Source organism: Corynebacterium sp. HMSC08C04 (assembly GCF_001807495.1).
Lineage (GTDB): Bacteria > Actinomycetota > Actinomycetes > Mycobacteriales > Mycobacteriaceae > Corynebacterium > Corynebacterium simulans.
In genome coordinates this window covers 205,425-226,588 of the sequence record NZ_KV789226.1, presented here as the reverse complement: position 1 = coordinate 226,588, position 21,164 = coordinate 205,425, and the positions used below count along the sequence as shown (strand labels likewise).

Annotated in this window: 21 protein-coding genes; 11 read left to right on the top strand and 10 right to left on the bottom strand. The window is 58.9% G+C overall.

The annotated features are described in order from the left end of the window. The first annotated feature begins 188 nt into the window (after positions 1 to 188). Positions 189 to 824: a DUF4245 domain-containing protein gene (locus HMPREF3169_RS09440; RefSeq protein ID WP_070456251.1), complete on the top strand. Its 636-nt coding sequence runs from the start codon at positions 189 to 191 to the stop codon at positions 822 to 824. Here HMPREF3169_RS09440 and HMPREF3169_RS09435 read toward each other — a convergent pair. The 3 genes from HMPREF3169_RS09435 to xseA form a co-directional block, all read right to left on the bottom strand. Beyond that, the gene (locus tag HMPREF3169_RS09435) at positions 821 to 1,183 is read right to left on the bottom strand and encodes a hypothetical protein (RefSeq protein WP_061921631.1); all 363 of its coding nucleotides are present in this window, start codon (positions 1,181 to 1,183) and stop codon (positions 821 to 823) included. The genes HMPREF3169_RS09440 and HMPREF3169_RS09435 overlap by 4 nt on opposite strands. After that, positions 1,183 to 1,479, bottom strand: coding sequence for an exodeoxyribonuclease VII small subunit (locus HMPREF3169_RS09430; protein WP_061921633.1), 297 nt, complete (start codon positions 1,477 to 1,479; stop codon positions 1,183 to 1,185). Before HMPREF3169_RS09430 ends, HMPREF3169_RS09435 begins: the two co-directional genes overlap by 1 nt. A gap of 78 nt (positions 1,480 to 1,557) precedes the next feature. Continuing rightward, positions 1,558 to 2,799 (bottom strand): exodeoxyribonuclease VII large subunit, encoded by a 1,242-nt coding sequence (gene xseA, locus HMPREF3169_RS09425; protein WP_070456250.1) that lies wholly within the window; start codon positions 2,797 to 2,799, stop codon positions 1,558 to 1,560. A 223-nt stretch (positions 2,800 to 3,022) separates the two neighbouring features. Between xseA and HMPREF3169_RS09420 the strand changes: the two genes are divergently transcribed. Beyond that, positions 3,023 to 3,994: a 4-hydroxy-3-methylbut-2-enyl diphosphate reductase gene (locus HMPREF3169_RS09420; RefSeq protein ID WP_070456248.1), complete on the top strand. Its 972-nt coding sequence runs from the start codon at positions 3,023 to 3,025 to the stop codon at positions 3,992 to 3,994. Between the two features lie 104 nt (positions 3,995 to 4,098). On the opposite strand, the gene HMPREF3169_RS09415 is transcribed toward HMPREF3169_RS09420, so the two are convergent. The 3 genes from HMPREF3169_RS09415 to HMPREF3169_RS09405 form a co-directional block, all read right to left on the bottom strand. Continuing rightward, positions 4,099 to 5,061, bottom strand: a complete 963-nt coding sequence (locus HMPREF3169_RS09415; protein WP_070456246.1) for a DUF6542 domain-containing protein — start codon at positions 5,059 to 5,061, stop codon at positions 4,099 to 4,101. Positions 5,062 to 5,151: 90 nt separating this feature from the next. After that, entirely contained in the window at positions 5,152 to 6,225 is a 1,074-nt protein-coding gene (locus HMPREF3169_RS09410; RefSeq protein WP_061921645.1) for a DNA recombination protein RmuC, read from the bottom strand. Positions 6,226 to 6,271: 46 nt separating this feature from the next. Then, positions 6,272 to 7,801: an AI-2E family transporter gene (locus HMPREF3169_RS09405; RefSeq protein ID WP_062041368.1), complete on the bottom strand. Its 1,530-nt coding sequence runs from the start codon at positions 7,799 to 7,801 to the stop codon at positions 6,272 to 6,274. 47 nt (positions 7,802 to 7,848) lie between these two features. On the opposite strand from HMPREF3169_RS09405, the gene ychF reads away from it, so the two are divergent. Together ychF and HMPREF3169_RS09395 are read left to right on the top strand one after the other, a co-directional pair. Then, on the top strand, positions 7,849 to 8,934 hold the full coding sequence (gene ychF / locus HMPREF3169_RS09400; protein ID WP_061921651.1) for a redox-regulated ATPase YchF: 1,086 nt from the start codon (positions 7,849 to 7,851) through the stop codon (positions 8,932 to 8,934). Between the two features lie 280 nt (positions 8,935 to 9,214). After that, positions 9,215 to 10,123, top strand: coding sequence for a cation diffusion facilitator family transporter (locus tag HMPREF3169_RS09395; RefSeq protein ID WP_061921654.1), 909 nt, complete (start codon positions 9,215 to 9,217; stop codon positions 10,121 to 10,123). Here the strand turns inward: HMPREF3169_RS09395 and HMPREF3169_RS09390 are convergent. Next, positions 10,120 to 11,112 (bottom strand): winged helix DNA-binding domain-containing protein, encoded by a 993-nt coding sequence (locus HMPREF3169_RS09390; RefSeq protein WP_062041362.1) that lies wholly within the window; start codon positions 11,110 to 11,112, stop codon positions 10,120 to 10,122. The genes HMPREF3169_RS09395 and HMPREF3169_RS09390 overlap by 4 nt on opposite strands. A gap of 33 nt (positions 11,113 to 11,145) precedes the next feature. Further along, positions 11,146 to 12,693, bottom strand: coding sequence for a succinic semialdehyde dehydrogenase (locus tag HMPREF3169_RS09385; RefSeq protein ID WP_070456244.1), 1,548 nt, complete (start codon positions 12,691 to 12,693; stop codon positions 11,146 to 11,148). Between the two features lie 354 nt (positions 12,694 to 13,047). Between HMPREF3169_RS09385 and HMPREF3169_RS13440 the strand changes: the two genes are divergently transcribed. The 6 genes from HMPREF3169_RS13440 to HMPREF3169_RS09355 all read left to right on the top strand — a co-directional run bounded on the left by HMPREF3169_RS13440 (position 13,048) and on the right by HMPREF3169_RS09355 (position 17,853). Next, positions 13,048 to 13,356 carry a D-arabinono-1,4-lactone oxidase gene (locus HMPREF3169_RS13440; protein ID WP_371441020.1) on the top strand — a complete coding sequence of 103 codons (309 nt, stop codon included), beginning with the start codon at positions 13,048 to 13,050 and terminating at the stop codon, positions 13,354 to 13,356. 43 nt (positions 13,357 to 13,399) lie between these two features. Then, positions 13,400 to 14,473: a GTP-binding protein gene (locus HMPREF3169_RS09375; RefSeq protein ID WP_070456335.1), complete on the top strand. Its 1,074-nt coding sequence runs from the start codon at positions 13,400 to 13,402 to the stop codon at positions 14,471 to 14,473. Between the two features lie 67 nt (positions 14,474 to 14,540). Then, positions 14,541 to 15,737, top strand: coding sequence for an MFS transporter (locus HMPREF3169_RS09370; RefSeq protein WP_082778583.1), 1,197 nt, complete (start codon positions 14,541 to 14,543; stop codon positions 15,735 to 15,737). Between the two features lie 158 nt (positions 15,738 to 15,895). Continuing rightward, entirely contained in the window at positions 15,896 to 16,570 is a 675-nt protein-coding gene (locus HMPREF3169_RS09365; protein WP_061921668.1) for a hypothetical protein, read from the top strand. Beyond that, on the top strand, positions 16,570 to 17,037 hold the full coding sequence (locus HMPREF3169_RS09360; RefSeq protein WP_061921672.1) for a hypothetical protein: 468 nt from the start codon (positions 16,570 to 16,572) through the stop codon (positions 17,035 to 17,037). Before HMPREF3169_RS09365 ends, HMPREF3169_RS09360 begins: the two co-directional genes overlap by 1 nt. Before the next feature lie 174 nt (positions 17,038 to 17,211). After that, positions 17,212 to 17,853, top strand: a complete 642-nt coding sequence (locus tag HMPREF3169_RS09355; protein ID WP_070456240.1) for a pentapeptide repeat-containing protein — start codon at positions 17,212 to 17,214, stop codon at positions 17,851 to 17,853. A 119-nt stretch (positions 17,854 to 17,972) separates the two neighbouring features. Here HMPREF3169_RS09355 and HMPREF3169_RS09350 read toward each other — a convergent pair whose 3' ends face one another. Continuing rightward, positions 17,973 to 19,340, bottom strand: coding sequence for a dicarboxylate/amino acid:cation symporter (locus HMPREF3169_RS09350; RefSeq protein WP_061921680.1), 1,368 nt, complete (start codon positions 19,338 to 19,340; stop codon positions 17,973 to 17,975). 377 nt (positions 19,341 to 19,717) lie between these two features. Between HMPREF3169_RS09350 and HMPREF3169_RS09340 the strand changes: the two genes are divergently transcribed. Further along, on the top strand, positions 19,718 to 19,933 hold the full coding sequence (locus HMPREF3169_RS09340) for a helix-turn-helix domain-containing protein (protein WP_061921683.1): 216 nt from the start codon (positions 19,718 to 19,720) through the stop codon (positions 19,931 to 19,933). A 73-nt stretch (positions 19,934 to 20,006) separates the two neighbouring features. On the opposite strand, the gene HMPREF3169_RS09335 is transcribed toward HMPREF3169_RS09340, so the two are convergent. Then, entirely contained in the window at positions 20,007 to 21,080 is a 1,074-nt protein-coding gene (locus HMPREF3169_RS09335) for a lipoate-protein ligase small subunit (protein WP_061921685.1), read from the bottom strand. Between the last annotated feature and the right edge of the window lie 84 nt (positions 21,081 to 21,164).

Genomic DNA, 21,164 nt, shown 5'->3' with positions numbered 1-21,164 from the left:
GCCGCTGGAACCTTCCAGGGCACTGTTTCCTATTCTTGCACTTTTGAATGGATTTTTAGACAGGTTGGTGCCCCCGATTGAGGGCTTTGCCCGATCCCGGGGGCAGTGAAGTAGAAAATTCGCAGCATAAGAATTTGAGTTCGCCCCGGCTTTTCGTTGTGCGCTTGGGTACGTGGAATACTGGACGCGTGGCAGCAGAAGAGAAACCCAAGATTTTTGAGGGCGCCCGGGACATTATTTTGTCTCTCGGCGTGACCGTCATCGCCATGCTCCTTGTTGTGGGAGCTACCGGCTTGTGTAGCGTGAACCCGGAGACAAAGAAGGGGCCTGTCCAGGATGTCGATGCCACGACGTTCCTAGAGATGGAAGCACGCGCTACGGGGGCAGTAATCCGTAACCCACAGATGCCCGAAGGCTGGGCGCCTACTGCCGCGCGTCGCTCCGCTGTGGCGGGGGAGAACGCCTCCGTGGTGAGCTGGCTGACTGCTGATGAAGGCTATGTGGAGTCTACGCAGACCCAAGTCTCTATTGAAGAGGCGGAGAAAGGCTATGACTCCAACTACCGTGCCAACGAATCCGAGCGTGAGGTGGCCGGCAAGAAGGTCAAGATCCTAGAAAGCGACGACGCTAATGTTCGGCCACTATGGATCACAGATTTAGGCGACTCCCGCTTGGTATTGTCCGGCTCCGCCTCTGAAGCGGATTACGAGACCACCATCGAGGCATTCGCCAAGGCGCCGGTTCTGCACGTGAATGACGACGGGGCAGCCGAGGCTGGTGCGCAGGAGGACGGTGCTTCAGCACCGACCTCGCAGCAGCCTTAGCTGAAGGTGGCTGAGTAAAGGCCGTCTGCAAACTCGACCTGGACACCCTCGCCCGCGGTTTCTACCGTTTGGGCGAGGGTTTCTTCGTCTAGGCCGCTCAGGCGCTGCTTAGCAACGTAGACGTCGACTCGTTCGCGCTTGGAGTTCTGCGGGTAGATTTTTACCTCGCGGAGCCGGCCTTCTTTAAAGCACAGCACGATGGAGCCAGAGTAATAGGAGATCTCATCAGTGCTTGCCGTATGCGGCGTGCCGAAAAACTCCTCTGCAAGATGGCGTGGATCGCCAAAGAGCAGGGAACCGGCAGAGCCGGACTTTGATACGAAGTCCACGCGCTCACCTGGGTAGCCGTAAATCTGCATTAGTACTCTCCTTCGTTGGATGATGCGTTTTCTGCGTCTGTGGCATCTTCGGAGTTATCGGCACTATCTAGTGCCTTCTCGACACGACGCGCAGCGCCGTCAAGGTGGGCCTCACAGGCCTTTGCCAGCGCTTCACCGCGCTCCCAGTACTTCAGCGACTCGTCGAGGCCCATCTGGCCGAGCTCAAGAATCTTGACGGTTTCAATGAGCTCATCGCGAGCCTGCTCGTAGGTAAGTTCCTCTACTGGCGGGAATGCGTCTTGGCCGGGAGTACCGGTACCGATTGTCTCGTTCATGTCTGCTCCTTTAGTTAAGTCTTTGGCTTCGGGTCTATATTTTTCAGTGCTTTAGCGCTGAATGATTACTGAAGTTTGTTAGTCGGCTGGTTTGGCCGCCATTGCCGCTGCGGTAATCGAGCCATCACCGACGCGGATACGCAACTGCGAGCCGGGTGGTGATTGCTCGTAGGAAGTCACAACCTCTGGGCCCGAGCCATCACGCGGCACGACTTGGACGATGGCATAGCCGCGTTCCAAGGTGGCCGACGGGCCGAGAGCCGAGACCTGTGCGCGCAGGGCAGTGACCTTGTTCCTTTCTCGCTCGAGCAAGTAGGTGACCTCGCGCTTCATCAACGCGCGGGAGCGCTCAAGCTCATCACGGCGTGCGTTGATCGGCGTCATTGGATCAGCAAGCACGGGGCGTGAACGAATATTTTCCAGCCCGCGCCTTTCCCTTTCGACCCAACCACGCAGTGCAGCTGCCATGCGGGAACGCGCTTCATCCACCAATGCGTATTCCTCAGCAACTGATGGCACTACTCGTTTTGCGGCGTCAGTAGGAGTGGCGGCGCGGAGGTCTGCAATATTGTCGAGCACTGGATTGTCTGGCTCATGGCCAATAGCAGAGACCACCGGAGTGCGTGCGCTGGCAACTGCGCGCTGTAGAGCCTCTTCGGAGAAAGGAAGAAGGTCTTCGACAGAACCGCCGCCACGGGCGATAATGATGACGTCTACTTCTGGATCCTCATCGAGGGTTTCCAACGCGTTGATAACCTCTGGAACGGTGTTCGCTCCCTGCACCGCGGTATTAATGACGCGGAATTGCACCGCCGGCCAACGGTCCTTTGCCACGGCTAGCACGTCACGTTCAGCAGCAGAGCCGCGGCCGGTGATAAGCCCTACCTTGTTGGGTAGGTAGGGCAGCGCCAACTTGCGCGAAGGATCGAAGAGCCCTTCAGCAGCAAGCTGTTGGCGCAGCATCTCAATGCGTGCTAGCAAATCACCGACGCCGACGTGGCGAATCTCAGTGGTCCACAATGAAAAGGAACCGCGGCCGGCATAAAAGGCGGGCTTGCCGTAGACCACCACGCGATCGCCGTCTTTTAAAGGCGTGGGCATTTTCAAGACCATGTCAGTAGGGCACGTTAGCTGCACGGACTTTTCCTGCTCGACGTCGCGCAAAGTGAGGTAGGAAAGTCTCCATGAGCGCTTGACGTTGATCTGGGTTAATTGGCCTTCGACCCACAAGAACCCGAGACGCTCGATCCAACCCTTGACCTGGTCATTGACCCGGCCTACGGGCCAGGGCGTCTCCGCAGAGTTTGCTGGTTGATTCACAAAGCAGCCTTTCTATGCAGCAGTGGATTGCCACTTAAGTCTATTGTCCAGCCCGGACATGTGGTCTTCGGAGGCAGCCAGCTTGGGCAAATTTAAAGGTCAGCGGGCCAGAGAAAGTTCGAGCGAAGTCACATTGCTGTCCACGTCAGAAATAGGCCACCTATTGCCTTTGCAAAGCGACCCAATCTACTGTTTCAAAGCAGTTTTAGATACGCTGGAACGCATGACTGAGACTGGCAAGAATGTTCTCCTGGCAGCACCGCGCGGTTATTGTGCCGGTGTCGATCGCGCAGTTGAGACCGTGGAGAAGGCACTTGAAAAGTACGGCGCACCGATTTATGTGCGCAAGCAGATTGTCCACAACCGCTACGTCGTGGAATCGCTAGCTGAGCGCGGCGTCATCTTCGTCGAGGAAGCATCCGAAGCGCCCGAGGGCGCGCACCTTGTCTTCTCCGCACACGGTATCGCCCCGGCGGTGCGTGAGGAGGCTGAAGGCCGCAAGCAGCTGACCCTTGATGCAACTTGCCCGCTGGTGACCAAGGTTCATAACGAGGCGCGCCGTTTCCAGCGAGATGGCTACCACATCTTGTTGGTGGGCCACGAAGGTCACGAAGAGGTCGAAGGCACCGCCGGCGAGGCTCCTGAGGTCACGCACTTGGTGGATGGCATCGAGGGCGTCGACAAGCTGCCTGAGTCCCTGCAAGATGAAAAGCTCATCTGGCTATCCCAGACCACCCTCTCGGTGGATGAGACCATCACTATTGTGAATAAGCTGCGCGAGCGCTTCCCGCACCTCGAGAATCCGCCTTCAGACGACATCTGCTACGCCACCCAGAACCGCCAGGAGTCGGTGAAGAATATTGCTCCGAAATGCGATTTGATGATTGTGGTGGGCTCGAAGAATTCCTCGAACTCCGTGCGCCTAGTTGAGGTGGCGCTAGAGGCAGGGGCCAAGGCTTCCCACCTCATCGACTTCGCCCGTGAGATCGATGAGGCGTGGCTCGAAGGCGTCGAGACCGTCGGCGTTACCTGTGGCGCTTCTGTACCTGAGCTGCTCGTGCGCGAGGTGCTCGAATTCCTCGACGAGCGTGGTTACAGCAACGTTGAGCAAGTTACCACTTCCACCGAGACTATCCAGTTCTCCCTGCCACGAGAGCTGCGTCCGGCGCGCACGTCGCAGGCCCCAAAGGCTTAAGGGTGCCCTCCTAAGCCACAGCAAAAGAAAAGCACTCAGAGCAGTAAATGGCTGCCCTGGGTGTTTTATTGATAGCTAATATTCGAGCTGGTTTGCGCGGTGAACTAGTCTTCGTCGTAGAGATTGTCTTCCAAGAACGAGGACTTTGGCTTTGCCTTGGACGCCTTAGGCTTGGTGGTTTCGGTTTCGCGGGATTCACCTGCATCGCCAGCACGGCGTGCGGGGTCGGGGCGGCGCGGTGCGAAGTCGGAATCGTCGTACTCCGCGGAGCTAGCTGTGGTACCCCGCTCGCGGGCCTCACGTGCCTCGCGGTAGGAGCGTGCTTGAGCCACGCGCTCGTCGTGTGCGCGCTTGAGCTCCTCACTGCTTGAGCGGCTCTTTTCCACGCGCTCTCGGGCTTGCTGCTCGCGTTCTTCAGCCTGGCGGCGGCGACGAACCTCACGGTCCAACTCGCGGGCACGGGTACGGCGGCGCGGCGAACTCTGGGGAAGTGCTTCACCTGAGCCTTCTGCATCACGGCGGTTACGAGCTATAAGCTCGGCAACGGAAAGACGCTCGTTGGTAGTGCGCTCATTGGTTTTTTGCTCCGCGCGACGGGCAACCTGTGCCTTGGCGTCGCGGGTTCGAGCCAAGTTCTTGTGTCGCCATAGACGGACTACGGCAAGAGCGGCGCACAACAAAAATACGATGAGCAACCAGGGGAAACGCTGGATAAAAGGGAACGCTGCGGAAAGCAGTGACGTGTTCGAGAACGGCGATGTGCCTTTTGGCGCGGCTTGAATGGACAGCACCCAGGAGGTCAACACAATCGCGACCGTAAACAGAACTGGAATGCTGACAACTAGGAGGTACAAGCTGCGCAGGCGGGCGAAGCAGGTGACTGCCAGCGCACCGGCCGCGGAGATGATGAAGAATAGCCAACCAATCGAACCCACGGCAATCGTGATCAGTGCGGCTACGACGAACGTGGCTACTAGGCCAAGGAGACCCTTGGCTAGCGGCAGCTCATGCGCAGCGGCGGAGGTTTCACGCGCGGCTCGGTGGTTTCGATTTTTGGCAAGTGACACGCCGGAAGATTCTACAGCGTTGGCTGGGCTTATCGGTATTTCTTCGCCCGAATGTGGCGAAATTTATTTCCGTGAAGGAGGTAAATGCAGCTATTCCCCAAAGCGTAGGTGCCGCGGTTCTGCCTCGATGGGGTGCGGGGAGACCGGTTTTTTATCGGTGCGTGCTGGGATCTCCAGCTCGTAGAGCCTGCGTGCAGTAACCCCCACTCGTAAATCCAAGGAGCCGAGACTGGAGTTGAATGCTTCGACTGCTTTTTCAAGGCTGCGACCGACTTTCTCATAGTGCTCGTTGAGAGTGCCTAGCCGCGCATAGAGCTCGCGGCCAAGACGTTGCACCTCGCGTGCCTTCTCTGAAATGTCTTCGTGCCGCCATCCCAGCGCCACAGTGCGCAGGAGCGCAAAAAGTGTGCTTGGCGTGGCGATGACGATGTTGCGCCCGAAGGCGAACTCGAGCAGCTCAGGATCGATGCTCAATGCGGCGTCTAGGAACGGATCCGCCGGGACGAAGAGCACTACGAACTCAGGAGTGGGAGAGAAGGCCTCAATGTAATCGCGATGGGAGAGCGCTTGAACATGGTTGCGTAACAGGTGTGCGTGCCGGCGGAGGTAACCTGCGTGCTCCTCTGGATCTTCGGTGTCCATTGCGTCCAAATAAGAAGAAAACGGCACTTTGGCATCGACAGCGATGTTGCGCCCACCCGCTAGATGCACTACGAGGTCGGGGCGTACGGATTTTCCGTTGAGTGTTGCTGTTACCTGGGAATCGAAATCCACGTGTTTGGTCATGCCGCCGATTTCCACGACGCGTTCTAGTTGCATCTCGCCCCAGCGGCCGCGGACGTTTGGGGAACGCAGAGCGCCCACGAGCTTGTCAGTGCGATCTGTCAGCCTGGATGAAGTCCGGGTAACAGCCTGGACTTGGCTCGATAATGCTGCTAGGGCAGTGGCGCGGTCTTCCTCTAATTCCTGCAGTTTGAATCCCAAGCGGTCCATAGCTTTCTCTAAAGGCGCAAGCTCCGCTTGCCGGCGTTGCGATTCCTGTAGCGCGCGATGCTCATCGCTGGGGCGCGCGGAATTACTGCGGTATTCGCGCAGCAGCCAGCCCAAAATGGCGCCGATGAAAAGACCTAGAAATAACAAAAGCACGGGCAAGGTGGTAGACATAGCCACCACCTAAGCGCGTGCTCCGGACGTTGCCGTTTGTCTTGGCCTAATCTTCGCGGCGTGGATGCAACAGATGTTCGACGCGCGACATAGCCTTTTGCACGCCACCTCGAACAACGCGCATCTGCGTGCCGCGGGAAGCAGGTGCTTCTCCCTCGCCCTTACCAGTAGGGCGGGCATCCATATCGACCGCGGCGTCGAGGTGCGGACTATTGCCGTGATTAGCAACATCGGCAGGTACGGCCTCCGGGGCGGCGTGGTCCGGCATCGCCAACCAGGCCTCCCGCTTATGATCGCCCTGCTCTTGGGTATAGCGGCCAATGAGGAAGCCTGCCACCGTGGCAAAATGCATATCCTCTGCGGTTTTCTCGCCAGACTGCAGCATCATCATGTCCTGGAAGTAGCGATACGCCACAGCGAACATCGCGGCCGCTGGCACAGCCAAGAACGCACCCACGAGGTTAAAGAGAGCAGAGCCCACAGTGACGGAAGTCAGCACAACGACGGGGTGCAGGTTCATCGCCTTAGATTGCAACCAGGGGGAGAGCACGTTGCCCTCAAGCTGCTGGACCAAAAGCACGAGCGCCAAGACCAACAGTGCTTTGGTGATTCCCAGGGAGACCAAGGCGATGGTCACCGAAAGCGCGCCGGCGACGATAGCGCCAACAAAGGGGATAAAGCCCGCAACGAAGGTGATGATGGCCAGCGTTAGTGCCAGCGGGACCCCGATGATGGCCAGGCCAATGCCGATGAAGATGGCGTCGACTAGCGATACGAGCGCCTGGGCACGCACGAAACCGCCCAGTGTGTTCCAGCCTCGGGTGAGCAGTTCCGTCAAATGCCAACCGGTGCGCCGGCCCGTGGCTTCGCGCAGCCATGGCAGGAAGCGGTGACCGTCCTTCAGGAAGAAGAAGGTCAAGACCAAAACCACCATCAAGGTCACGATGATGTTGGTTGCCTGCCCAATACCGTTGAACACGGATCCTGCAATGGTGCCGGCCTGCTTTTGTGCCCAGGCGGCGATCTCATCGATGTAGGTGCCGATCTGATCCTCATTGAGATTCAGCGGCGGCTGCTGGACCCATAGGCGCAGTGCCTGAATGCCGTTGGCTGTTTGCAAATAAAGCGTTTGGGATTGCCGAACGAAATTCGGCGCGATGAAAAGAAACAGCGCGCCCAGTGCGCTGAAGGAAACCAAGATCGTCAACGCCGCTGCTAGCGAACTTGGCACATGGTGGCGGCGTAGCCACCGGGTGATCGGAGCCAAAACTGTGCAGATGATGAGAGCCAACAGGATAGGCAGGATGCCGCGCCAGAGGTTGCCGGCGATGCGGAAGAGCGCATAAAGGAAAAGACAAATGACGAACAGGCGCAGTGCCCATAGGGAAGCAGACTTAATTACCTCGCCGACTACAACGGAACGGTCGACTTGGTCTCCGGGTGGGTGAGGGGAGACGTCGTCAAGCGCTGCGGCATCAACAGACTCGTCAAAACGATCGCCGAGCCCAGCGTGGTCCGGATCCGAGTGGTGACCGGATGGCGGCGTGGATGATGAGGAAGGCGAATGAGAACTCACCCCACCATCTTGCCTTAAAAAACCTTGGGTGCGTTAGGATTGCCCCTGTGAGTCTTACACTTGGAATCGTCGGCCTGCCTAACGTTGGCAAGTCCACGCTGTTTAATGCCCTGACCCGTTCTGACATTCTGGCAGCGAACTACCCGTTCGCCACCATCGAGCCGAACGTCGGCCTCGTTGAGTTACCGGATCACCGCCTTAACCGCTTGGCGGAGATCTTTAGCTCCGAGCGCATCCTGCCGGCGACCGTGTCCTTCGTGGACATCGCCGGAATCGTCGAAGGCGCATCCAAGGGTGAAGGCATGGGTAACGCCTTCCTTGCCAACATCCGTGAGGCAGATGCTATCTGCCAGGTCGTGCGCGCCTTTGCCGATGACAATGTCATTCACGTCGATGGCAAGGTCGATCCTGCCCACGATATTTCCGTGATTAACACCGAGCTCATCCTGGCGGATCTGCAGACCATTGAAAAAGCCCTGCCGCGCCTGGAGAAGGAAGCGCGCAAGAACAAGGAGCTGGCTGAGACCGTCGAGGCCACCAAGAAGGCACAGGAAATCCTGGAGGATGACCGCACGCTCTTCGCCGCTTCCAAGAATGGCGAGATCGACCTCGCACTGGTTCGTGAGCTTCACTTGATGACGGCGAAGCCGTTCCTGTACGTGTTCAACTCCGACGAAGCAGTGCTTACCGACGACGCGAAGAAGGCCGAGCTCGCCGAGCTCGTCGCCCCAGCAGAGTGCGTCTTCCTCGATGCACAGACTGAGACCGAGCTGCTTGAGCTCGACGAGGAAGAGGCAATGGAACTGCTCGAGTCCGTCGGCCAGACCGAGCCTGGCCTGGCAACTCTGGCTAAAGCAGGTTTTGCCACCCTCGGCCTGCAGACCTACCTGACCGCAGGCCCGAAGGAAGCGCGTGCCTGGACCATCAAACAGGGCGCGGCAGCTCCTGCCGCAGCAGGCGTCATCCACACCGACTTTGAAAAGAAGTTCATTAAGGCTGAGATCGTCTCCTTCGATGACCTGGATGCCGCCGGCGATATGGCCACTGCCCGTGCTGAGGGCAAGGTCCGTCAAGAAGGCAAGGAATACATCATGCAGGACGGCGACGTCTGCGACTTCAAGATTGGCGGCTAGCGCTCGCCTGAGATTAAAGCTGTAGTCTCAGCATTGCTTGAGCCGCCGAGTTGTTGGCAACTTGGCGGCTTGCTAACCTAAAACCTCCTGAAGGGGAGTAGCTCCTCCGCGGCCTCCCATGGCGGCGGATGGATGGTCGACATACTGGTGCCTTTGCGCCCGGCCACCCAGCTTGCGAAATTCGTGAGTGAGCGAGACCTTCGGTCCGTAGTTCCTACGTCGACCGATTGTCCCCGTTGTTGGATGCTCGGTTGGCGCCAAACTAACCGAAGGTATCTGTATGGCACTTCCTTCCGAGCAGCTCCTGCTTGAGCGTTTCATGAAGCTGTCCATCGCGACGGCTGTTCTCACCATTGTCTTAAAGGTCCTTGCGGCCATGCTTACTGGCTCCGTCGGCTTCCTGTCTGACGCTTTGGAATCCGGAGTCAACCTCGTTGCTGCAGTAGTGGGCTTCATCGCCCTTCGCATTGCTGCGAAGCCGGCTGACGCGAACCACCAATTCGGCCACGGCAAGGCCGAATATGTTTCCGCGTTGGTAGAGGGCGCGATGATCTTCGTCGCCGCAGCACTCATCATTTATACCTCTGCATTGCGCTTGCTCAACCCCCAGCCTTTGGAACAGCCAGGCATTGGTCTGGCGCTTTCGACGCTCGCTTCGGTCCTTAATCTGGCTGTCGGTCTGGCGTTGCTGAAAGCGGGCAAGAAATATCGTTCGGCAACGCTTCAAGCTGACGGCCATCACTTGCTGACTGACGTGTGGACTTCTGTTGGCGTCCTCGTGGGCATCGCGCTGGTTGCCCTGACGGACTGGCTGTGGCTCGATCCGATGGTCGCTTTTGCAGTGGGCATCAACATCCTGTGGACCGGTTACAAGCTGCTCAAAGAATCCTTGAGCAGCCTGCTTTCCGAGTCCTTGCCCAAGGAAGAGCACGCTGAGCTTGATGCGCGACTTGCTGAGCTTGAGGATGAATTCGACGTGTTGTTCACGTCCCGTCGTACCATCGCATCGGGCCGCCAGCGCTTGGTCTATCTCACCATGGACGTGCCTGGCGAGTGGACAGTTCTTGCGGCCCACGACATCGCGGATCGCATCGAGGACAACATCGACGAGCTTTTCTCAGGCGCCGAAGTGTTCATCCACGTCGAGCCCGCCGGCACGGTGCATCGCCGCATCTTGCGCATGCCTTAAGCGGGTTCACGCAGGCTAGCCACGGCCATACCGTTTTCCATCACCCACGGCCAGCTAAGCCCGTTCTTGGTGAGAATATCTGGGCGTAGTTCATCGGGCAGAATCCACTCCTTGTTGGCGTAGCCCAACAAGTATTCGTCGAAGGCGGGAAGCTCGAGCCGCAGCGCCAATGCGACCGAGATTTCCTCTGCGGTCACGTCCTGCTGCCATGGGCTGAGCCAGAAGGTTTCGCCCTCGTGCTCAGCCCGCACCAATCCGGAGTTTTCGAGGGCCTTGGCTGCTTGGCCTTTGGCGAGCATGGTCCACCAAGCTAGGTCGGCGGCACTCACCGGACCATGTCCACTGACGTAGCGCAGTGCTAGCTCGCGGAGCGGCTCCTCCGGTTGACGTTGCTCGACGGGGAGGACATCGACGTGCATGAACGTTTCTTGCTTGCCGTGCTTCGGTCCTTGGACGAGGTCGCCCGCGCCACCGAATGCGCGCAGCAGGTGCGATCCACGGCCGCCATCCGGAGCGATGCCAACTGACCGGAAGATCTCGTAGGCCTCGGCGCGGGTCAGAGTCGGCGTCGTGCTTTTTAGGGCGGCGTCGTGAAGTGCGGCGTGTGCGCGGTTAAACAGGTCTTCGTCGAGGCCCAACCCTGGGCGTCGGGCTTGCTGGCTGCGCGCGACACGGGGATAGAGCAGGCGGGACATCCAACGCACGTCGGCAGCAGGCATGAAGTGGACCGTGCCGCGCTGCGGCCAACAGCGCACGACCTGGAACTCATCGATGGCGTTGAGCACTGCGGCATCGTCTGGCGCTGCGGATCCTTGGGTGCTGCGCAGGGCCAGCGCGCGCACGCCCGCGGCATAGTTCTGCCCTTGGACTGCCATGAGGTGTTCGGCCGCAGCCAGCGGTGAAGTGGTGGCTGGGCGCGCCGCCGAAGGGGCCAGGCCCTGGGCGATGAGGCGGCGGGCGCGAAGTTCAGGCAGCGTTAGATGGAGCATTGCTTAAACTTTATTCGGACTTTCTTTATGCTGCTACAAGCGCAGCGCCTTCATGGCCGCCATGCCCGTGGTGATGAGCTTCTGGAAGCGCTGCGGCGGCAGTAGCTCCGAGGGCGCCAGCGGGTGCAGCTTTTGCTCGGCTACGGTGCGCTCATTTGCCCACAAGCGCATGCCGGTAATACCGTGGCGGTGATTGAGGCCGGACTCCTTTACGCCGCCACCTGGGGCGGCAATAGAACCATATGCTGCGGCAAAGCCCTCGTTGATATTGACCATGCCCGCTTCTAGCTGGGAAGCAACCTCCCAGCCGTGGCGGGGGCTGCCCGACCACACTGAGGCGCATAGGCCGTAGTTCGTGTCATTTGCTGCGTGGATGGCAGCAGCATCAGAATCGACCTCGTACACAGCCAACACTGGGCCGAAGGTCTCGTTAGCGAAGAGCTCCATTTCCTGCGTTACCCCAGTGAGCACCGTGGGCTCAAAGAAAAACGGACCGAGTTCCGGGCGATGCTTTCCGCCGTAGACAATAGTTGCGCCCTTGTCCACAGCGTCGCGCACATGGGCTTGGACGGCGTCGAGTTGCTTTTGCGAAGTCAGGGAGCCGATAGTTGCGGCATCGGAGAACGCTGCGCCCAGAGTCTGTTCGTCGAGGGCCTTTTCAAGCGCAACGAGGAAGTCCTTATAAATGTCCGTGTGCACGTAGGCGCGTTCGGCGGACATGCACAGTTGGCCCGAGGACGAGAAGGCAGTGTGCACGGCGCCGCGAGCGGTGGGCTCAAGGGGGGCGTCGTCAAGCACCAGCATTGGATTCTTACCTCCGAGCTCCAACATTGTGGGGATGAGACGTCCGGCCGCCTGGGTGGCAATGGACTTGCCCACCTTGGTGGAACCGGTAAAGGAAAGACCGTCGACGAGGGGAATCAAGGCGTCGCCCACCTCCGCGCCGTTGCCTGGTACTAGCTGCCAGGCAGCCTCTGGTAGGCCGGCTTCAATCGCCAGCCGGCGGACCAAGATTGCCGTCAGCGTGGTCTGGGAATCAGGCTTGTGAACCACAGAGTTGCCAGCAGAAAGCGCCGCCAGAACGTCGCCCACGCCCAAGGAAAGCGGATAGTTCCACGGGGAGATGAGCCCCACGACGCCCAGTGGGTAGTGCTGGGTGCGCGTCTTGGTGAGCACCGGCAACGCGCCGGGATGTCGCTCCGGACCAAAGGCCTTGCGTATGTTCACGCCATAAAAGCGCGCGCAGTTATAGAGATCCATCACCTCGTCGTAGGCGTGCGAGCGGGACTTGCCGTTCTCAGCCTGAATGAGGTCGAGGATGAGCTCTTCATGTTTCCGGATTAGGTCGTGGAGCTTGAGCAGTATGCGCCCGCGATTGCCCTGGCCTACCCCGGCCCGTGCGGTGGTGACGGCAGCGGCGACGTCCTTGGGCGTGGCCGTGGGGAAGGAGAAAAGCTCTTCGCCTGTAAACGGCATGAGTGCTGTGTGTTGAGCGCCGGAACCACGCACGTCGCCTACCGGGTTGGTGGCCAGGAAATCAGAGACGCGCGGCGGGAGATGAGCACTAGTGAAGGTTTTCATGGAGTCTATAGTGCCAGAAATTGATTGTGATATGTATCGCAATCATGGTGCGAGTGTGAGTAGCATTACTTTATGGCAACGCTTTCAAAAATTCCGAGCCCGCAGCTCCGGGAAACTATCGCGCCACTCGTCAGGGCCGGCGAGGCGGCTGCCCCTCTTGGTGTCATTGACATTGCCGCTTTCGACTTCAACGCGGAACAAATGGTGACGCGTGCGGGTGGGCTTCCCATCTGCGTGGCGTCAAAGTCGGACCGCGGCGCTCACTCATCCGCACTCCCGCGAAGTCGACCACTGGCGGATGGACCTGAAGCGGTGCGAGAAATCCGACGTTTAATTGATGCACAGGGCTGACAGATTGCTTTCCCGCTGGAGCTACGCACCACGGCACCTGACGACGTCGCGCTGTCTACCGTCAACGGCCGCGAGTCGATGTACATCGCGTTCCACGTCCCGCGTTTCAAAAACCCATACGAATACTTGCCAAAGGTGGAGTCCATTCTGAAGGCCGCCGGCGGCCGCCCACACTGGGGCAAGATGAACACCTTGACGCGGGCAGACTTCTCCGCGCTGTATCCGCGCTTCGACGAGTTCTGTGCCCTGCGTGAGGAACTGGACCCGCAGTGGCGCTTTGGTTCTGATTACACGCGGAGGGTCTTCGGTTAGGGCGTAGTTGTCTCCATAATTGAAAATGATTATCATTTGCGGAATGACTACACCCGTGACTGTTCTTTCTGGATTCTTAGGCAGCGGCAAAACCACTGTGCTCAATCACCTTTTGGCCAACCGTGAAGGCCGCAAGCTAGCCGTCATTGTTAACGACTTCTCCGAGGTCAACATCGACGCGGCGCTCGTTGCAGGGGAGGGACACCTCGAACGCGGCGAAGACCGTTTCGTGGAGCTGTCCAACGGCTGCATCTGTTGCACCCTGCGTGAGGACCTCATCGACTCGGTTGCGCGCCTTGCAAGGTCAGGCAAATATGACCAGATCATCATTGAGTCGACCGGCATCTCCGAGCCGATGCCGGTTGCCGCCACTTTTGAGTGGGAATTCGAAGACGGCTTCAAGCTGCAGGACTACGCGAACATCGACACGATGGTCTCCCTCGTCGACGCTTCGACCTTCTTAGACCAGCTACGTCGCGGCCGCAGCCTTGTCTCACAGGGAATCGAAGCGACTCCGGAAGATGACCGGACCATCGCGGACCTTTTAGTGGACCAGGTTGAGTTCGCCGACCTTATCTTGATTACCAAGACCGATCTCGTCGACGCGGAGGAGACCGAGCGGGTCATCGCTACCGTCAAGGCTATGAACCGCCGCGCCAAGGTGGTGCCGGTGACCAACGGCGTCATCGCCACCGAGCTCATCCTCGATGCCGCCCTTTATAACCCCGCTACCGCCGCGACCTATCACGGCTATGCTGAGGAACTGGCCAATCCACACACACCGGAGACTGAGGAGTACGGGATTTCTTCCGTCGTCTTTCGCTCCGATAGGCCGTTCAATCGTGAGCGACTGCTCAAGGCGCTGCGCGTGAGTACCGGGTTGGTCCGCTCCAAGGGGTATTGCTGGATCGACACGGATCTGCGCGTTGCCCACGCTTGGCAGCAGGCAGGCCCCAACCTCCAGATCCAGCCGGCCTCACTGTGGGCCTCCAACGGAGTGACGCCGGGCTCTGAGGTCGTGCTCATCGGTGTGGAGTTCAATGCGGAGGAGACGCTGCGCAACTTCGAGGACGCAGTGCTTTCCGACGCCGAGGTAGCCGCTCTGCTGCCCAGCTAGTGCCATGCGCCGATTAAGGGTCTGATACCGTTTTAGGGTTCGTTTTAACTCCATATGCGTCAAGAAGGTGTTTCCTACGTCCGCTGAGCAGAAACTCATCACCCCAACATTCGTCTTTGCATGGCTGGTTAATTTTGCCCAATTCATGGTCTTTTACCTGTTGGTGACGATCATGGCTTTGTATGCGGTGCAACAGTTTGGTGCATCAGACACAGCGGGCGGCTTTGCCTCCAGCTCCTTCGTGGTCGGTGCGACCATTGCGCGACTGTTCTCGGGATATCTGGTAGATGCGGCAGGACGTAAAAAGTCCCTCTTGGTCTCGTTGGTTCTCGTGACCGTGGCATGTGCCGCGTATTTTGTTGCGCACTCGTTGGCGCTGCTTATCGTCGTGCGCATCATTCATGGCCTGGGGTATGCGGTGGCGTCGACTGCCGTCATGGCCGTGGCGCAGTCCGTCATTCCTGACCATCGCCGTGCTGAGGGCACGGGCTACTTTGCCTTGGGAACTACCCTTGCCACCGCTTTTGGCCCGGCGGCAGGACTGGCTATCGTCGGTGCGAGTGGCTACAACACCATCTTCGTTGTGGTGCTCAGCCTCGCGGTATGTGCCGTGGCTTTGGCACTGGCACTCAAGACTCCCACGCAGGAGCGCCCTAGCGTGACCTTTAGCCTGGCCAACATCGTCCACCCGGCGGTCGCACCCTTTGGCTTCTTCATGCTTCTCATCGGCGTTGCTTATGCAGGCATCATCACGTACCTCAACGCTTATGCTGACGCGTCCGACCTGGCGACGGGCGCCAGCTTCTTCTTCATTGCCTATGCGATTGTCAGCCTCGCGATGCGCTTTGTCTTGGGCCGTGTCCAAGACCGCCACGGCGATAACGTCATCTTCTACGGTGCGCTCGCTTCGTTCATGATTGGTCTCGTGGTGCTTGCTATCGCAGTAGCTGACTGGGAGGTCGTCATCGCGGGTGCTTTGGTTGGCTTGGGCTATGGCTCCATCATGCCGGCGGCGCAAGCGGTGGCCGTGCGCCTCGTGGCTCCGCACGAGATGGGCGCGGGTATTTCGACGCTCTTCTTACTCCTCGACATCGGAATAGGCTTTGGCCCCGTGGTCTTGGGCATGCTGATTTCTGCGCTGGGCTACTCCGCTATGTATTGGGTGCTTGCCGCAACCGTGGCCTTGGCGACGGTGCTGTACTACTTCGTGCATGGTCGGCGCGCATACGGCGAAACAGTGCACGTTACGGCTGCCACTGCTTAGCTCTTCGGTCTGCGGCTGGTGCAACACAGCCATTTCTTAGCGCTTTGTGCAGCGTGAAACTTCAGTGCGGAAACTCCTCAGGCGGACGTCACAGTAGTTATTTACACTAGGCGGCACATGGTCAACGACTTTGTAGTTATACGCGACAGGAGACTGCCATGGAAAAGCCCGATACTTTCAATTTCGCCCCGCTGGTCGGAGTGGCGCTAGCAAAGCCGCGTCCGCTCCGGCTCAAGATTCGCAGCCGCAAAAAGCTACCGCATCTGGAGGCGCATACCCTCGACATCGCGCCTTTCGAGGGAGCACAATTGCAGATGACGATGAGAGAGCTCATCGACTTCGCTCCTGCCGAACATGGCATCATCATCGATGGCAAGAGCCTTTCCGCGCAAGAGGTGGATGAGCTGCGTCCCCAAGCCCGCACTCAACTCGAATCCGCGCGTCAGTGGGCCGAAGAAAAATACAGCGTTGCTCCTGCCGCGCCTGTTAACGGCCAAGAGGGGCCTTACTACGGCACCATCGACGCCGACCTGCCAGAGTTCGTACTGCGTGCATGCGGCGAAATCTACGAGGTCAGCGGGGAACTGCCAGCAGACAAGCGTGCCGAATTCTTGGATGCCCGCTATTGCAAAGACGATCCCCGTGGAGCGTGGCTCTCGCTGCACGGTAAGCCAGGACCTAACGGTTTTGTCCTCACACCTAACTTTGCTTACCGCCCGGCGTGGTCGGTACAACCTAGCCCGCAGCAGTGGGCGGCCGACATAGAGACTTTCCCGCGCACCGCGGAATGGATTCCCGATTGGCTCGTGATTCAACTCCAGGAGGCACAGTAATGACTTTCGTTGACACTATCGACTGGGCGAGCCATGACCCGGAAGCCGTATTCTTTGATGCATCGCGTGTCCGTGACACTGCCGAAAGAGTTGAGGCTCTCACGGCGATGCTTGAGTTCGGTTGGGCACCGCCAACCAAGCTGCTGCCGGAGCTGGCGGACAACCCAGAGCTCTGCGCGCAGGACGCCCCAGTCATCGAAAAGCTCATCGCTGCAGGCGCCGATCCCAACGCTGTCAATCGCTTTGGCGAAACCGTCTGGGTTCATTTGGTTCACTCTTTAGCGTCGGATGAGGAGCAGTGGCCGGTGTACCAAGCGTTGCTGACTGCTGAGCCGGACCTTCAGATCAGCGCACGGAGCCTGTTCAATCCACTGCTCAACAAGCGCCACTTTGGCCTCCTAGCCTTGTTGCGCCCTTATCTTCCTGCACAATCGATCAGCGTTCCAGTCGATCCCGCGACTTTGTGAGCCTGCAGCGTCGCTGCTGTCTTCGCGGCAGTTGCAGCCCTTCTCGTTCTTGTCTGGATGCTTGCCCGCACAATCGGGGCACGTTCGTGGATGCCGGAGTTGGTGCTGCGTAAGCTTGCACCTATAGAACGCAACGCGTAAATGAATAAAACACGACCAACAAGGAAGTAAGCAGTGACTCGCCGGATCGTCCAAGCGCCCCAACTATCTTCATTGCACCTGGAAGTGCGGGAAGGCCTGGGACTGGACGCGAGGGGAGTGTTTGAAAACGAGTGGTTCTCCGGCGAGTTTGAGCGCAACCTTCAAGGGATGTCACTGACTGGGTGCATGGTTGCTGATTCCTCACTCGACGGAATCGACCTTTCCTCATCTACTTTCACCGAGTGCGAGCTGACCGGCCTCGATGCGCCAGGATGGAGGATGGCGTGCACCGTGCTTCGCGACGTCGAGGTGGCTGATTCCCGTTTTGGCGCTGCAGACTTCGGTGAAGCGGACCTCTTTTCGGTGAGGTTCAGCGGGTGCAAGTTCGCCTGGACTAACCATTCTGGTGGAACACTGCGGGATGTCCTCTTTGAAGACTGCGTATTCGACGAAGTCGATTTGTCCCAGGTACAGGCCCAACGCGTGGCCTTCCGGGGCTGTCGTGCTCGGACCCTGCGGGTGGATGCGGCGCGGATGAAAGACGTGGACTTCCGCGGCCTCGACTTCGACGCTATCTCTGGTGTGGGTTCCCTCAAAGGCGCGGTACTTACTAACGAACAGGCCGTCCACCTGGCACCTGCCATGGCGGCCTTTCTTGGGGCGATCGTCGACTAGCACACAGCCTACCGCCGACCGGCACCGACCGAGTCCGACCGGCATCGAGAGTAACCGAAGCAAAACGAAGAAGGAACCCCACTCAGTGAGGCGCCTCCCTGCGTTAATGCCTAAGTTTATTAGGCGTCGACGGACTCGCGCTCTTCGGACTCCATCAAGCCGGATACGCCGTGCTCGGCTGCGTCCCACACCTCTTGGTTCTGGATACCGGCGCGCTTGGCGACGATCGTGGCGCACAGTGCCTGGCCGGTAACGTTCACGGCGGTACGACCCATATCGATGATCGGCTCGATGGCCAGCAGCAGGCCAACACCGGCCAAAGGCAGGCCCAGGGTGGACAGGGTCAGGGTCAACATGACGGTTGCACCGGTGGTGCCCGCGGTTGCGGCAGAACCGATGACGGAGACGAAGATAATGAGAAGGTACTGCGTCAACGTCAGGTCAATGTTGTAGAACTGAGCGATGAAGATGGCGGCGATAGCAGGGTAGACCGAAGCGCAGCCGTCCATCTTGGTGGTAGCACCCAGCGGGATGGCGAAGGAAGCGTACTCGCTCGGCACACCCATTGCCTGCTCGGTGTAACGCTCCGTAACCGGCATAACGCCCATGGAGGAGCGGGTAACAAAGCCCAGGGAGAAGACGGGCCATACGCGCTTGTAAAAGCCCACGACCGGAATCTTGTTGAAGGCAAGAACTGCCGGGTAAACCACGCCGATGACGATTGCCAAGCCCACGTACATCGCGAGCACGAACTTGCCCAGGGAACCCAGTGCGTCCCAGCCGTAGGTGGCCACTGCCTTACCGATGAGGGCTGCGGTGCCAACCGGCGCCAGGCGGATGATCCACCACAAGACAACCTGGATGACCTTGAGGAAGGACTCGGTAAAGCGCAGGAATGGGTCGGCTGCCTTGCCGGCCTTCACGGCGGCAATGCCCAGCGCCAGGGAGATAACCAGTAGCTGAAGGGCACCGAAGCCTAGGGAAACCTCGCCCTCGTCGAAGGAAGCCTTCATACCGATGAAGTTCGAGGGAATGAGCTGCTGCAGGAAGGCCGTCCACGAACCGACGTGGGATGGCTCCGCTGCGCTCGCTGCATCGACAGTGGTACCAACGCCAGGGCGCAGCACGAGGGCAACGACGATGCCGCTGATGACGGAGAAGAAGGCGGTAATTGCGAACCACACCAAGGTGGAAATCGCGAGCGATGCGGCGTTGGCAACCTTGCGGAGGTTTGCCACGGAGGTAACAACGGCCGCGAAGATGAGCGGCGGCACCATCACCTTGAGTAGCTGGACATAAGCGCTGCCCACGCCGGTGAGGGTCTGGGTGAGCCAGGAGCCCTTTTCATCGTCGGCAGGCAGGCCAGCGTCCATTTTGGAAGCGATAAATCCCAGGATCAGGCCGATGATGAGGCCTGCAATGACCTGGGCGCCGAAGCCGGTTACCCAGCTGGGCAGTTTCCGTGATTGCGTTTGTGGTTGAGACACGAAAATTCCTTTTACTTCGAACTTGTGAGAGTTTGGCGTTGTAGACAACTTTGTATGTATTTGAACTGTCTAGTCCATCGATTATGGACTGATCGGTTCACTAATGACATCAACACTGTACGACGTTTATAAATTCCCGTGCAACTATTGTGAGATCGGGCTCATGGTTGGGGTGCCCGGGGATGCAAGGGGCGCTACGTCGACCTTCGAGCCCGTGTGGTGGTGCGGGTTGTTTGAAGGGGAAATATCCTTCCGGAAACTTGCCGGGGTGAGGAGGATGTCAGGGGAAATGGATAAATCGGAAAAATACTTCCTGTTTTGTGATTTTGAGGCTATTTTAGAGTTTGAAAAGCGTAAAAAGGAAGGATATTTCCGGCATGAATCGCATCGATGGCTGGTTGACTGAACTCGGGACCGCACTGCGGGAAAGCCGAAAGGCGTATCAATTGACTCAGGAAGAATTGGGCGAGTTGGTGGGAGTGAGCGACAGAACGGTCCGAGATGTGGAGCTGGGGACCGGAAAAGCGAGCTTTTCCACCGTTTTAGAACTGCTCAGCGCAGTGGGGCTGCGTGTTGAGGTTGTGACCGCATGACGGCTAATGCCGCTGAGCGGGAACTGCGATTTCGCCGGGCTGCTTTTGAACTCTGAGAAGAGCCGCGAAAGAATTACGGAATTCGCTTCGTCCACTCCTCGGTGGAGTACTTCTCGGAAACGAGGCGCTCGGCCTCGGCAAGGGTCGCGTCGGAAAGCACGGCGTCCTTGGCGCCGTAGCGAGTGGCGAACTCACGGGCCATCGTTTCGATGATCTCTTCGCGCTTTACGCCAGTCTGGCGGCGCAGCGGGTCCACGCGCTTTTTGGCGGAGGAAAGTCCCTTCGAGGAGACCTTCACCTTGCCGATGCGCAGGACTTCCATCATCTTGTCTGCATCGATGTCGTAGCTCATCGTGGTGTGGTGAAGAACGGCGCCCGCGCGGCGTTTCTGTGCGGCACCGCCGATCTTTCCGCCGTCGGAGGTGATGTCGTTGATGGGAACGTACCAGGCATTGACGCCGTGCTTAGCTAGCGCGGCCAACACCCACTGGTCCAAATAGGCATAGGAAGCCTCGTAGGAGTACCCGGCAACCAGGGACTCAGGCGCATAGATGGAATAGGTAATGCAGTTGCCGCCTTCCATGAACATTGCGCCGCCGCCCGACATGCGACGCACCGGAGTGATGCCGTGCTTGTCGACGCCTGCTTGGTCCAACTCGTTGGCATAGGACTGGTAGGAGCCGAACACGACCGCTTTGTCGTCCCACTCCCAGAAACGCAGCGTCGGACCACGTTTGCCCTCAGCCACCTCGTTGAGGATGACCTCGTCGAGCGCCACGTTCACTGGGGTAGGCAGCACTCCCGGCTGGAGGATCTCCCATTGGTGGTCCGTGAAGTCGGTGCCGCCTGAGAGCGCACGCTTAACAGCTACGGCCAAGTCGTGCGTGGAAAAGCCGTGGAGGGCCACAGGGTGCTCCGCCTCAATCTTGGCGAGTGCGGCATCGAGCCGCGCGGTGATCTCTTGCGTGGAATCAGAAACCTTGGAGCCCTCCAGCGTAGGGCCGAGAGCCTCGAAGGCCTCTTCCGGCTCAAGGAAGAAATCGCCCGAGACCTGCGCGGAGGAGATAGTTCCGTCGGTGACCTCGATGTCTACGACAAGGAGCTTGCCGCCTGGGACTTTGAGTTCGAAATGCGTTGGGTTAGCCATACCTTGGTCAACGCTGTAGGGCGGCCGATTGTTCCAGAATTGAAGGCCCTAAGTTAGGCACGCCTTTCTAGATTTAGGCAATGG